This window comes from Arthrobacter sp. Y3223151 (assembly GCF_059091125.1).
This window is the reverse complement of sequence record NZ_JBNHGI010000001.1, coordinates 254,414-266,675: the sequence shown is the minus strand read 5'-3', so window position 1 is coordinate 266,675 and position 12,262 is coordinate 254,414. Positions and strand designations below refer to the sequence as shown.

At 66.1% G+C, this 12,262-nt stretch carries 12 protein-coding genes; 9 read left to right on the top strand and 3 right to left on the bottom strand.

Annotated elements, in window-relative coordinates:
- Positions 1-23: 23 nt before the first annotated feature.
- Positions 24-497 carry a MarR family winged helix-turn-helix transcriptional regulator gene (locus AC5RUP_RS01245; RefSeq protein WP_494153369.1) on the bottom strand — a complete coding sequence of 158 codons (474 nt, stop codon included), beginning with the start codon at positions 495-497 and terminating at the stop codon, positions 24-26.
- Positions 498-620: 123 nt separating this feature from the next.
- Between AC5RUP_RS01245 and AC5RUP_RS01240 the strand changes: the two genes are divergently transcribed.
- From AC5RUP_RS01240 to AC5RUP_RS01210, 7 genes are all read left to right on the top strand, one after another.
- Positions 621-1,553 (top strand): SDR family NAD(P)-dependent oxidoreductase, encoded by a 933-nt coding sequence (locus AC5RUP_RS01240; protein ID WP_494153368.1) that lies wholly within the window; start codon positions 621-623, stop codon positions 1,551-1,553.
- Positions 1,554-1,612: 59 nt separating this feature from the next.
- Positions 1,613-2,458 (top strand): amidohydrolase family protein, encoded by an 846-nt coding sequence (locus AC5RUP_RS01235; RefSeq protein WP_494153372.1) that lies wholly within the window; start codon positions 1,613-1,615, stop codon positions 2,456-2,458.
- Positions 2,455-3,666, top strand: a complete 1,212-nt coding sequence (locus AC5RUP_RS01230; protein ID WP_494153367.1) for an acyl-CoA dehydrogenase family protein — start codon at positions 2,455-2,457, stop codon at positions 3,664-3,666. The genes AC5RUP_RS01235 and AC5RUP_RS01230 overlap by 4 nt, the downstream gene beginning before the upstream one ends.
- A gap of 28 nt (positions 3,667-3,694) precedes the next feature.
- Positions 3,695-4,150, top strand: coding sequence for a MaoC family dehydratase (locus AC5RUP_RS01225; RefSeq protein ID WP_494065139.1), 456 nt, complete (start codon positions 3,695-3,697; stop codon positions 4,148-4,150).
- 162 nt (positions 4,151-4,312) lie between these two features.
- A complete protein-coding gene (locus AC5RUP_RS01220; RefSeq protein ID WP_494153366.1) occupies positions 4,313-5,308 on the top strand; it encodes an ABC transporter substrate-binding protein in 996 nt (331 codons plus the stop codon).
- A 143-nt stretch (positions 5,309-5,451) separates the two neighbouring features.
- Complete coding sequence (locus AC5RUP_RS01215) at positions 5,452-6,441, top strand: ABC transporter substrate-binding protein (protein ID WP_494132415.1); 990 nt, start codon at positions 5,452-5,454, stop codon at positions 6,439-6,441.
- Positions 6,442-6,787: 346 nt separating this feature from the next.
- Positions 6,788-8,341: an acyl-CoA synthetase gene (locus tag AC5RUP_RS01210; protein ID WP_494153365.1), complete on the top strand. Its 1,554-nt coding sequence runs from the start codon at positions 6,788-6,790 to the stop codon at positions 8,339-8,341.
- A gap of 41 nt (positions 8,342-8,382) precedes the next feature.
- Here AC5RUP_RS01210 and AC5RUP_RS01205 read toward each other — a convergent pair whose 3' ends face one another.
- Both AC5RUP_RS01205 and AC5RUP_RS01200 read right to left on the bottom strand, forming a co-directional pair.
- Positions 8,383-9,015, bottom strand: a complete 633-nt coding sequence (locus AC5RUP_RS01205; protein ID WP_494153364.1) for a PadR family transcriptional regulator — start codon at positions 9,013-9,015, stop codon at positions 8,383-8,385.
- A gap of 183 nt (positions 9,016-9,198) precedes the next feature.
- The gene (locus AC5RUP_RS01200) at positions 9,199-10,506 is read right to left on the bottom strand and encodes an MFS transporter (RefSeq protein WP_494153363.1); all 1,308 of its coding nucleotides are present in this window, start codon (positions 10,504-10,506) and stop codon (positions 9,199-9,201) included.
- A 162-nt stretch (positions 10,507-10,668) separates the two neighbouring features.
- Between AC5RUP_RS01200 and AC5RUP_RS01195 the strand changes: the two genes are divergently transcribed.
- Positions 10,669-11,535, top strand: coding sequence for a methylenetetrahydrofolate reductase (locus AC5RUP_RS01195; protein WP_494153362.1), 867 nt, complete (start codon positions 10,669-10,671; stop codon positions 11,533-11,535).
- A 344-nt stretch (positions 11,536-11,879) separates the two neighbouring features.
- Entirely contained in the window at positions 11,880-12,182 is a 303-nt protein-coding gene (locus AC5RUP_RS01190; protein ID WP_494153361.1) for a hypothetical protein, read from the top strand.
- Positions 12,183-12,262 lie beyond the last annotated feature (80 nt).

Here is a 12,262-nt window from a genome sequence, read left to right as displayed (position 1 = left end):
AAGGCGATGCGTCTCGCGGCCGGTCAGAAGGCGATGCGGCGCAGCAGGTCGCGCAGCGTTTCCCGTTCGTGTTCGTTCAGCTGTGCCAGGGACTCGTCCGACGCCTTGCGGATGATCGCTTCGGCCTGCTTGTACAGCTTCCGGCCCGATGCCGTCGCAACGATGACCTTGGAACGGCGGTCGCGCGGGTCGGCTTCGCGGGTGACGGCGCCGCGCCGCTCCAACTGGTCCACCAGCGCCACGATCTGGCTGGGGTCCAGACTCAGGAAATCGGCCAGTTCGCGCTGCGACGGGTTCTCCCCGCTGCACGCCAGTGACAGCACCGAGTAGGACCGCACCTTCAGGTCAAGCTCGGCCAGCATGTTGTTGGCTAAGCCGGACCCCAGCGAACGCGCCCGCGCCGTGAGGAACTCGATTTCGTTGGCCAGATCGGTACCGTACAGCCGTTCAAGGCCGGCGGTCGCCGACGGGCGGACGGCCGTGGTTGCTGCGGACATGTTCCCTCGCTAGAAGTTGGTGCCTGCCAAAATGATTGACTTTTTCAATCATATGGGTTGTCATAGGTTTCAGACCAGCATAAACCGCAACGCACCTCCACCGTGCGGGACTAGGAGCAGCAGATGTCTTTGGCCGGAAAAACAGCGATCGTCACCGGAAGTGGCCGGGGCCTCGGCCTGGCCTACGCCCAGGAGCTTGCCCGGCAGGGCGCCTCCGTTGTGGTCAATGACGTGGACGCGCAGGTCGCGGAGGAAGCCGTTGCCAGCATCACTGCCGCCGGCGGCCAAGCCACGGCCGTCGTCGCCCCGGTGGGGTCCACCGAAACCGCCCGGCAGCTGGTGGGCGCCGCCGTCGAGACCTTCGGCCGCCTGGACATCCTGGTGACCAATGCCGGGGTGCTGCGGGACAAATCGCTGCTGAAGATGACCGACGAGGACTTCGACCTGGTGATCAACGTGCACCTGCGCGGCACCTTTACCTGCGTGCGCGAGGCTTACGCGTACTTTAAAGAGAGCGGTGTCGCGGGCCGGATCATCACGATCGGTTCACCCACCGGCCAGCGCGGCAACTTCGGCCAGACCAATTACGCCGCGGCGAAGGCCGGCATCGTCGGGATGGTCCGGACCTGGGCGCTGGAGATGAAGAAGGCCGGCGTCACCGCCAACGCCGTGATCCCGGTGGCAGCTACCGCGATGACGAAGACGGTGCCGTTCTTCCAGAAGGCCGTGGAAGCGGACGAACGCGGCGAGGCCATGCCCGACTTCTTCCGCAAGGACCTGGGCTTTGGAACGGCCGACGACGTTGCCGGGCTGGTTGCCTACCTCGCCTCCGATGCGGCAGCCAACGTGACCGGCCAGGCGATCGGCGTGGGCGGCGACCGGCTGCAGCTGTGGTCCCACCCGGAGCCCGTCGCCACCGAGTACCTGGACGGTGGCTGGAGCTACGAAGCGCTGAGCGAGCGTTTCCAGGACCTGTTCGGCGGCCGGCTGCAGAGCGTGGGCGAGACGTTCCCCGAACTGCCGGCGGAACTGCAGCCCGAGACGGCGGCGAAGTAGCCGTGCCTCCCAGACGCTACGAACCGGCGCTCGACGTCGCGTCGCTGGCCGCGATCGACATGCATGTGCACGTCGAGATCGACGGCCACGGACACCTCTCGCTGCCGCAGGAGCTGATGGACGCGTCGAGCGCGTACTTCAAGGCGGAGGAGCGGACGCCGTCGCTGGATGCGATTGCCGAAACGTACCGGGAACTGAAGATGGCGGCGGTGGTGTTCACCGTGGATGCCCGGACCCGCCTGAAGCACGAGCCGAACAGCATCGAGGACATCGCCGAGGGCGCCGCCCGCAACAACGACGTGCTGATCCCGTTCGGCTCCGTCGACCCGCTGACGGGTCCGGAGGCCATTGACCGGGCCAAGTCCCTGGCCGAGGACTACGGGGTGCGGGGCTTCAAGTTCCACCCCAGCCTGCAGGGCTTCAACCCGTCCCACGAGCGGTTCTACCCGCTGTGGGAAGCCCTGCAATCGCTGGGCCTGCCGGCGGTGTTCCATACCGGCCAGAACGGCATGGGGGCCGGCACGCCCGGCGGCTCCGGGATTAAACTCGGCTACTCGAACCCGCTGCTGCTGGACGAGATCGCCGCCGACTTCCCGGACTTCCAGATCATCATGGCGCACCCCTCGGTGCCCTGGCAGGACGAGGCCAACTCGATTGCCACGCACAAGTCGAACGTGTTCATCGACCTGTCCGGCTGGTCGCCAAAGTACTTCCCGGAATCCCTGGTGAAACTTTCCAACTCCGTCCTGCAGGACAAGGTGCTGTTCGGCACCGATTACCCGCTGATCACCCCGCAGAAGTGGCTGGGCGCCTTCGCGGACCTGCCGATGAAGGACGAGGTCCGGCCGAAAATCCTCAAGGACAACGCGGTGCGCCTGCTCGGGCTGGGCGGTGGGCAGGCATGAGCACGGTGGCCCAAGAGAAGGCCGGCACCGCGGCCGGACCCTTCTATCCTTCCGACCAGTACGGCTACGCCGCGCTGCTGACCGACGCCGAACGGACCGTGCTCGGCCGGCTGCGCAGCGTGCTCGAGGAGCAGGTTCAGCCGCTGCTGGCGGACTACTGGGAACAGGGCGAGTTTCCCTATCAGATTGCCCAGCCGCTGTATGACCTGAACCTGATGGCGCCGGCCGAACTGACCGACGGCGGCGCGAAGACCTCCGGACTCTACGAGGGCTTCCGCAACTTCGAGCTCGCCCGGACCGACGCCTCCGTCGCCACCTTCTACAACGCCCAGTCAGGACTGTTCCGCACGGCCGTGACTCTGGGCGGCAGCGCCGGGCAGGCTGCAGAGCTGGACCCGAAGATCCGCAGCTTCGAGTTGAAGGGCGTCTTTGCGCTGACCGAACCGGAACACGGCTCGGACATCGCCGGCGGGCTCGAGACCAGCGCCCGCCGCGAGGGAGGCGAATGGGTGATCGACGGCGCCAAGCGCTGGATCGGCGGGGCCGCCGCTGCCGACGTGCTCGCCGTCTTCGCCCGCGACCAGGCGGACGGACAGGTCAAGTGCTTCCTCGTCCCGACCGATGCCCCCGGGGTCGGCATCGCCAAGATCCTGCGCAAGACCTCGCTGCGCATGATGCAGAACGCCGACATCACCCTGGCCGGAGTCCGCGTACCGGACTCCGCGCGGCTGCAGAACGTCAATTCGTTCGCTGACGTGGCCTCGCTGCTGCGCAACATGCGCTCCGACGTCGCCTGGATCGCCGCCGGCGTCCAAGCCGGCGCCTACGAGGCCGCGCTGCGCTACGTCAAGGAGCGCCGGCAGTTCGGCAAGCCGCTGGCCGGATTCCAGCTGGTCCAGGAGAAACTGGCCACCATGCTCGGCAACCTCACGGCCTCGCTCGGCATGGCGGTACGGCTGACCCAGCAGCAGGAGGACGGCATCTACAAGGACGAGAACTCGGCTTTGGCCAAGATGTTCTGCAGCGCCCGCATGCGCGAGACCGTTGCCCTGGCCCGGGAAGTGGTGGGCGGCAACGGCATCACCCTGGACACCGACGTCGCGCGGTTCCATGCCGACGCCGAGGCCGTCTATTCCTATGAAGGCACCCACGAGATCAACGCCCTGATAGTCGGCCGGGCAATCACCGGCACCGGCGCATTCCGCTAGAACCGTCCGTATTCCCAAGGAGCACTCCATGAGCAACACCGTCGTCAGCCTCGAAGAACTGCCCAACCTGGTCGGCAAGGACCTGGGCTACACCGACTACCGTGAAATCACGCAGGACCAGGTCAACACATTTGCAGATGCCACCGATGACCACCAATGGATCCACACCGACCCGGAAAAGGCCAAGGAAGGGCCGTTCGGCGCGCCGATCGCCCACGGCTTCCTGACCCTGTCGCTGGTCATTCCGCTGTGGAGTGAACTGTTCGACGTGGAAGGCGTCACGACCAAGGTCAACTACGGCCTGGACCGCGTGCGGTTCACCAGTCCGGTGAAGGTCGGCTCCAAGGTCCGCCTGCATTCGGTGATTTCCGAGGTCACCGAGGTGAAGGGCGGCGTCCAGATCAAGACCAACAACACCATCGAGATCGAAGGCGAGGAGCGCCCCGCGGTCATCGCGGAGTTCTTGGCCCGCTTTTACGCCTGACGCCGGGCCGCTCCCGGTTCGGAAGCAAGGTCGGTGCAGAAATCTGCCCTAACTGTTGATTTATTCAACTATTGTATCTACATTGTATTTAGGTGTGGTGCCGATCACAGTCAGTCTCCCGACGGCGGGGGCGGCGGCGCCAAGGACCGCGAGGAGCATTTCATGAAGAAGCACTTGGCGAAGTTACTGGCCGGTGGCGCGGTTGCCGCGATGGCATTGACCGGCTGCGGCTCCGGTTCCCCGTCCGGGTCGAACGAAGCGCCGGCGGAACAGCCCGGCCCCGCCGGCTCCGGGCTCACCAAGCTCACTGTGGGCGTGCTGCCGATCGCCCCGTCGGGAGCCATGCAGTACGGCATCGATGAGGGCATCTTCGAGAAGCACGGCCTGGAGTTGGAGTTGCAGACCGGGCAGGGCGGCGCTGCCATGCTGCCCGCCGTTTCCACCGGCACCCTGAACTTCGCCGTCGGCAATCCGCTGTCGGTGATGACGGCGGTGGACAAGGGCCTGGATATGAATATCGTCACGGGCTACAGCAACTCCAAGGCGGAGGGTGAGGACATCAACGCCGTGATCGTCAAGGCTGATTCCGGGATCGAGGACTTCGCGGACCTGGAGGGCAAGACCACCGCCGTCAACACGCTCAAGACCCAGGGCGACCTCACCATCATGGAATCGGCGGCGATCGACGGGGGTGACCCCTCCAAGCTGAAGTTCAGCGAAATGCCGTTCCCGGACATGGAAGCCCAGCTGGAGCGCGGCAACGTTGATGCCATCTGGGTGCCTGAACCCTTCCAGTCGAAGGCGTTGGCCAACAAGGAGTACAAGCTGCTGGGCCACCCGAACCAGAAGGCCTTGCCGGGCCTGCCCACCATGGTGACCTTCACCAGCGGCAGCTACGCCGACCAGAACGCGGAGATCGTGGCCGACTTCAAGGCAGCCGTTTCGGAAACCCTGACGGCCGCGGAAGCGGATCCGGCCGGCGTCCGCGCGGTCCTGCCGGACTTCATGGGCATGCCCGAAGAAGTGGCGAAGGGCCTGAAAATGGAAACGTTCGACGCCGAGCTTCCGGTGGATGTTCTCAGCGACATGGGCGAGTTGATGGTCAAGTACGAGTATGTGGACAAGGCCCCCGACGTGCCGGCCATGGCCGTCCAGTAGCCTTCGCTCTTGGCCTCTGGCGGCGGGGCGGTTCCCGGGATGCGGGAGCCGCCCCGCATCGTTGACGGCCTCCACTATGTCCGTAGATACTGTGACCTAAGGCACACTCTTGCTGCATGGGGCGGTGAGTGGGAGAGGGACCCGTGAAAAGAATTGGAACGGCGGTTGCGCTGGCGGCCGTGCTGGCGGTGACAGGCTGCGGTGGGGGCAGCCCGTCCGGTGGCGGTGATGCGGCGCAAACCGGCGGCACCGAAGCCGCCGGCGGAATGACTCCGATCAAGGTTGGGGTCATCCCGATCGTTGACGTGGCTCCCATCTACCTGGGCGACCAGGAGGGATTCTTCGAAGAAGAGGGGCTGGATCTCGAGCTCGTCCCGGCACAGGGCGGCGCGGCCATCATTCCGGCCATCACCAGCGGTCAGATGGATTTCGGCTTCAGCAATGTCACCTCGCTGGTGATTGCCCGCTCCAAGGGGCTGAACATGCAGATGGTGGCGAACGGCGCTTCAACCACCGGCAACCAGGATGAGGATTTCGCGGCCGTCATGGTCAAGCCGGACAGCGGGATCAAGGAGATTGGGGACCTGACCGGCAAGCGCATCGGCGTGAATACCCTGAACAACATCAGCGACTCGACGATCCGTGAGGCGGTGGAGCAGGCCGGCGCGGACTCGTCCGACCTGAATTTCGTCGAGATGCCCTTCCCGGACATGCCCGCGGCGCTGGCCAACGGCAACGTCGACGCGATCGCCGCCGTTGAACCGTTCGTGACCATCGTCGAAGGCGACGGCGCGGTGCCGGTGTTCTCCAACTATGCCTATCCGGTGGAGAACCTCACCGTGGCGACCTACTTCACATCGGACGACATTGCCGGGGAGAAGCCGGATGTTACCGAGGCCTTTGTTCGGGCCATGAAGAAGTCCTTGGCGTTCGCCGACGAGAATCCGGACCGGGTGCGCGAGATCCTGCCCGAGTACACGCAGCTTGACCCCGCGGTCATCGAGGAGCTGACCCTGCCGAAATTCCCGCAGGAGGTCAACGCCGAGTCCATCCAGGAGATCGCCGACATCTCCCTGAAGAACGGCCTGATCGAGGAGATCCCGGACATGGAGGCGCTCCTGCCGCAGCAATAAGGCTGGCAGGATGCGTTGGCCGGCCACGTGTTCCCGACGCTCCGGCTGTGCCTGGTGGCGCTGCCCGGGCGGGTGATGGGCAGAAACACCCCTCCGCGTTTGCGGAGGGGTGTTTTCCTGTTCCTGATGACGCATGCGGCCAAGCGGTGGACGGTAGAGGCCCGCGGTACGACTGCAACGTCAACTATTGACTTTCTCAACTAAAACGCCCTACGTTGGAGATGTCCGCTGTGATCTGGTTCACCGCGGAGCCGTGAGTCCGGCCCCGCCCGCCCGGGCTGGGGGTCGGGCCCGCTCGCGGGGCTGTCGAGACCCGCTCGCCGGGTACGTCGGAAGGTATGTCACGATGCAGAATCAAGGTCTCGGGGCCTGGATCCACAAGCGACGCATGAAGTCCGCCGCGAAAACCGCCATTATCAGCAGCGCGGGTGAACTGAGCTACGGGGAGTTCGCCGGGCGGGTGGACCGGCTGGCCAACGCCCTGGCGGACCGCGGCATCGGCCGCGGCGACCGGGTGGCCTACCTGGGGGAGAACCACCCGGCGTTCCTGGAAACCTTTTTTGCGTGCGGGACCCTGGGCGCCATCTTCGTCCCGCTGAACACCCGGCTGGCCCCGCCCGAAGTCCAGTTCGCCCTGCAGGACTCCGGCAGCCGCATCCTGGTCCACGCCCGCAGCCTGGAGACGCTGGCCGCCCGGGGCAGTGCCCTGCTGGGGCTACACCAGCGGATCGTGGTGGAAGATACCCCGGCGGGAACCGGTGCCGAGGCGGTCGAGCCGGGCACCGCCGTCGAACTTTTGGAGGAAGTCATTGCTTCCGGCAGCGCGGTACGCCGCGATGAAGCAGTGTCGCTGGATGACCCGGCCATGATTCTCTACACATCCGGCACCACGGGCCGGCCCAAGGGCGCGCTGCTCACGCACGGCAACATGACCTGGAACAGCATTAATGTGCTGGTGGACTTCGACATGGCCAGCACCGACGTCGCCCTGATGATCGCCCCGATGTTCCACGTGGCATCCCTGGGCATGGGCGTGCTGCCGGCCCTGCTCAAGGGGGCCACCGTGGTGCTGGAGCCCAAGTTCGATCCGGGGCGGACCCTCATGCTGATCGAGAAGTACAGGGCGACCAGCATGAGCGGCGTGCCGACTACCTACCAGCTGCTGTGCGAGCATCCGGACTGGGGCAAGACGGACATCAGTTCCCTGAACAAGCTGACCTGCGGCGGATCGGCCGTTCCCATGCGGGTGCTGGAGGCCTACGAGGCCCGCGGGCTGTCCTTCACCAACGGCTACGGGATGACCGAAACGGCGCCCGGAGCCACCACGCTGGCGGCGGAGAAGTCCCGTCCGAAGGCCGGATCCGCCGGGCTCCCGCACTTCTTCACGGACATCCGGATCGCCGATCCGATGGGTGAGGCCCTGCCCCCGCGGGAGGTCGGCGAAATCCAGATTTCGGGTCCGAACGTCATCCGCGAGTACTGGAACCGGCCCGATGCCACGGCCGAGAGCTATGCCGACGGCGTATGGTTCAAGTCCGGCGACATGGGCTACGTGGACGACGAAGGCTTCCTCTTTATCTCCGACCGGCTCAAGGACATGATCATTTCCGGCGGCGAGAACATCTACCCGGCCGAGGTGGAGCAGGTCATCCTGGAGCTGGAGGCGGTCAGCAGTGCCGCCGTCATCGGCGTCCCGGACGAGAAGTGGGGGGAGGTGCCGCGCGCGGTGGTCACGGTCCGCGAGGGCTTCTCGGTGTCCGCCGAGGAGATCCAGCAGCACCTGGACGGGCGGTTGGCCCGCTACAAGATCCCCAAGTCCGTGGTGTTCGTGGCGGACCTGCCGCGGACGGCCAGCGGAAAGATCCGCAAGGCCGACCTGCGGAAGGAATACTCGAACTAGACGGGGCTGCCTCCGGGCCGGGGCTACTTGCGGGCGCGGGGCTATTTGCGGGCGCCGGTGGGTTGCGGCGCCTGCGGCTGCTGGCTGCCCGGCTGGTCGGAAAGCCGGTCGATGAGCGCGAGGCCGCAGCGGGCCCAGGTAATTTCCTGTTCCGCGCGGGCCACCAGCCCTTCATAGGTAAAGCGCTTGAAGGCCTTCACCCGCGTCCGTTCGCTCGCCGGGGTGCCGGCCAGCCGGCGATTGAGCGTCTCGCTGCTGTCCTCGTCGATCTCGCGGATCCGCTGCTCCCACTGCTGCCGGAGCGCGGTGTGGTGCTCAATGTGCGCGCGCATCTGTTCCCGCGCAGCGTCCGGTTCGGCCCACTCCAGGTAGGCCGCCTTAAGGTGGGCGGGATCCCGCACGCGGGTGTAGTCGAGCGTGGTGTTCATCCACTCCCGGAAGGCCTGCAGCCCGGCGGCGGTGATGTGGTAGCGGCGCTTCCTCCCGCGCTGGCCCCAGATGACCTCCTCCCCGTCGAGCAGCCCTTCCTGCTCCATCCGCCGCAGCTCCGGATAGATCTGGGAGTCGGGCGCGTGCCACACATTCCCGACGGACGACTCGAATTCCTTATAGAGGTCGTAACCGGTCATGGGTTCGACGCTGAGCAGCGCCAGTAAGGCGTAGCGGAGACTCACTGATTCAACTTCCTTTTCAGTGTTGTGTTGCCAATCACTATATCCATCGATAGTCGTATGGCCACGCAAAAATTGAGTTGATCGTCGGATAGTGGTGCCGAAGCCTTTCGTTTTCGGGATGTGCCCGCCCCGGCCCCGTGTGCCGCCCGGCTCCGCACCCGCCCGACCCTCCGGTCGGCCGCGCTAGGTGCGCGCCGGTCCGGCCGGTTCGAGGGTCCGGTCCAGCGGATGCTCGAGCTCGTCCTTCAGCATTCCGCCGAAAACGAGCGCCAGCACAGCCAGGAGCGGCAGGGCGAGGCCGATCAGCAGGAAGATCAGCCAAATGGGCACGACTTCGCCCAACGGCCCGGCGAGCGCCATGGACACCGGCATCAACGCCAGCGAGACGAAGAAGTCCAAGCTGGAGATCCGGCCCAGCAGGTGCGGCGGCACCCGGCGCTGCAGCAGCGTGCCCCAGATGACCTGGCCCGCGCTGCCGGTCGCGCCGACCACGAACAGGGCCGCGGCCATCATCCAGAAGCTGCCGGTGAAGCCGATGACGACGATGGGCAGGGCGCCGGCACCCCAGAACAGCAGCATCACCGTCAGGTAGCGCCGAGGCAGCCGCAGCGAGGCGGTGACCATAGCCCCGGTGGCACCGCCGATGCCGAAGATGCCCAGCAGGAAACCGAACGTGCGCGAGTCCCCGCCCAGCTGGTCTGCAACCGCAAACGGCAGCAGTACCTCGATGGGGCCAATGAAGATGAGCACGCTCACGACGGCCCACAGCAGCGTCCAAAGCAGCCAGGGAGTCATCAACGTGTAGGCCACCCCCTCGCGGAGATCCGCCAGCACGGAGCCGCGCTTGCCCGAAGGCTCGTCTGCAGCGGCGACCGACGCCGTGGTCCCCGCATCCGGAACCAGTTCCTGGCCGAGGAAGTTCAGGATGATTAGCGCGGACAGATGGCACAGCGTGATCCATCCGATGGCCGCCCCGGGGGAGAAGGAGGCGACGATCATGCCCGCTGCCGCCGGTCCGGCGGCCTGCTGCAGCAGCGGCCGCATGGTGCCCTCCATGCCGTTGGCCGCCAGCAGGTCCTCGGCCGGCAGGATCCTCGGCAGGATGGCCGAGTAGGCGGGAAAGAAGAACGCGGCACCGACTCCCAGCAGGAAGGCGGCTGCGGCCAGGTGCCATAGCTGCAGCAGCCCGGTCATGGCCAACAGGGCCACCGCGCCGATGGCCACCAGATTGGCCGCTTCCACGCTGACGATCAGGCGGCGGCGCGGAAGCCGGTCCGCCGCGATGCCGCCGAGCAGCACGAACGCCAACAAACCGACGCTGGCGCAGGTGGCGACGAGCGAGAGCTGAATGGGCCCGCCGCCCAGGGCGATGACCTGATACACCATGGCCACGGCCCACATGCCGGTGCCGAAGACCGAGATGGCCAGGGCCGAAATGAGGATGCGGTAGTTGCGATGGGCGAAGGGCCGCAGCGCACGGGGCGTGGACATGGTTGTTCCCTGGGATTAGAAGGAAGGGCTCACATAGTATCCACCCAGTGATTGAGAAATGCAAATCACTTATCACCCCCTATATCGGTAGTGGCTTTCCGGCTAGACTCGCTGCAGGTCGGTCAAGGGTGACCGGCACCACACGTGGAAGGAATTCCGACTATGGCCGACCCCAAACACGCGCCGTCGCAGGCGGCCCGGACATTGCTCGACGACTTCTCGCTCGAGATGACCGGCAAGGATGTTCCCGCGCTGGAAGATGCCGCCGGCACGATTCCGGCGGGAACGCGGATCAACGTCACCTTCCTGGGGAACGAGGACCTGCCCACACGGGTTGCGGCGGCCGCCGCCGTCAAGCGGCACGGCTTCTTGCCGGTACCCCATGTCTCTGCCCGCCGGTTGGCGTCGCGGGCCGAGCTGGAAGACTTCCTGCAGGCGCTGTCCGCCGATGCTGCACCGGAGGACGTCTTCGTGGTCGGCGGGGACCCGACCGAGCCGATGGGGCCTTATCCGGACTCGCTCGAGGTCATCCGCAGCGGGCTCCTGACCCGATACGGAATCCGCCGCGTGGGCATCAGCGGCTACCCGGAGGGGCACCCGGACATTTCCGGCGAGGTGTTGTGGAAGGCGCTGGAAGACAAGCATGCCGAACTGCAGCGGCAAGACCTCGAACCGGTCATCATCACACAGTTCGGCTTCGACACCGATCCCGTCTTCGACTGGCTGGCCGAGGCCCGCCGCCGCGGGATCCACGCACCGGTGCGCATCGGCATCCCCGGGCCGGCCGGGGTCAAGAGGCTGCTGAACTATGCCAAGCGGTTCGGAGTGGCCTCGTCCGCCGGGATCGTGCACAAGTACGGCTTCTCCCTGACCAACCTGCTGGGGACCGCCGGGCCGGACAAGTTCCTGGAGGAATTCGCCGACCGTTACGACCCCTCGGTGCACGGCACGGTGAAGCTTCACTTCTACACGTTCGGCGGGATGAAGGCCACGGCCGACTGGGTCAGGGACTTCCGCGCCGGACGGTAGCGGCGCGCGAACGGAAGTTCATCGCGGGCGCTCGCCGGACCGCGGCGATGGTAGCGGGCTTCCGGGGGGGGGCGGTGCTGTCCACGTTCAGACGGAATTGTCCATCTTTTGGTGCGCCATGGCGCACTGACAAGGGACGATGCTTAAGCAGGTTTTAATACTTGGACAGCGCCGCTCCTGAGCGGCGCTCGCCGGAGTTAGGCCGGATGGGCCACCCCGTGGCCCGCCCAGGCCGGCTGATCGAGCTCCTGAGGGCGTGGTGCGCAATTCCCGGCCCTGTTGCGCGCCGCCGCTCTGTGATTAGGTGAAGGCAGGGCGCACCAGCGCTTGAGGGAAGGAGATTCATGAGCGAGGAAATCAACAACCCGGACCGCTACGACCGTACGGAGCGCGAAGAGAACCAGGGCGGCGCAACCTCCCGGGACGAGGAATTGCTCCCGCCGGGTGAGTTGCCTGCGGATGCCAAGAAGGGCCTGGCCAACGTCTACGGCGATGCCGACCGGACAGCTATTGACGACCCAGTCAGCGCGCCCGGCCCCGAAGACACCGCGGCGATCAAGCACATGGAGCAGAATTTCCGCGTCGGCGAGACCGAATCGGGCGAGCGGTACGTGGAAGAGACCGGCAGCCAGGAAAACAGCAGCTGACGGCGGCCCCGCCTAAGCGGCGCACGGAAAACGGCAAAACGGCGGGGAAGGTGCCCTTGGCACTTTCCCCGCCGTTCGCC

Excerpts from the sequence above, each read along its gene's own strand:
- AC5RUP_RS01210 (WP_494153365.1), top strand. The coding sequence starts at position 6,788 with ATGCAGAATCAAGGTCTCGGGGCCTGGATCCACAAGCGACGCATGAAG.
- AC5RUP_RS01240 (WP_494153368.1), top strand. The coding sequence starts at position 621 with ATGTCTTTGGCCGGAAAAACAGCGATCGTCACCGGAAGTGGCCGGGGC.
- AC5RUP_RS01235 (WP_494153372.1), top strand. The coding sequence starts at position 1,613 with ATGCATGTGCACGTCGAGATCGACGGCCACGGACACCTCTCGCTGCCG.
- AC5RUP_RS01230 (WP_494153367.1), top strand. The coding sequence starts at position 2,455 with ATGAGCACGGTGGCCCAAGAGAAGGCCGGCACCGCGGCCGGACCCTTC.
- AC5RUP_RS01190 (WP_494153361.1), top strand. The coding sequence starts at position 11,880 with ATGAGCGAGGAAATCAACAACCCGGACCGCTACGACCGTACGGAGCGC.
- AC5RUP_RS01195 (WP_494153362.1), top strand. The coding sequence starts at position 10,669 with ATGGCCGACCCCAAACACGCGCCGTCGCAGGCGGCCCGGACATTGCTC.
- AC5RUP_RS01200 (WP_494153363.1), bottom strand. The coding sequence starts at position 10,506 with ATGTCCACGCCCCGTGCGCTGCGGCCCTTCGCCCATCGCAACTACCGC.
- AC5RUP_RS01225 (WP_494065139.1), top strand. The coding sequence starts at position 3,695 with ATGAGCAACACCGTCGTCAGCCTCGAAGAACTGCCCAACCTGGTCGGC.
- AC5RUP_RS01245 (WP_494153369.1), bottom strand. The coding sequence starts at position 497 with ATGTCCGCAGCAACCACGGCCGTCCGCCCGTCGGCGACCGCCGGCCTT.
- AC5RUP_RS01220 (WP_494153366.1), top strand. The coding sequence starts at position 4,313 with ATGAAGAAGCACTTGGCGAAGTTACTGGCCGGTGGCGCGGTTGCCGCG.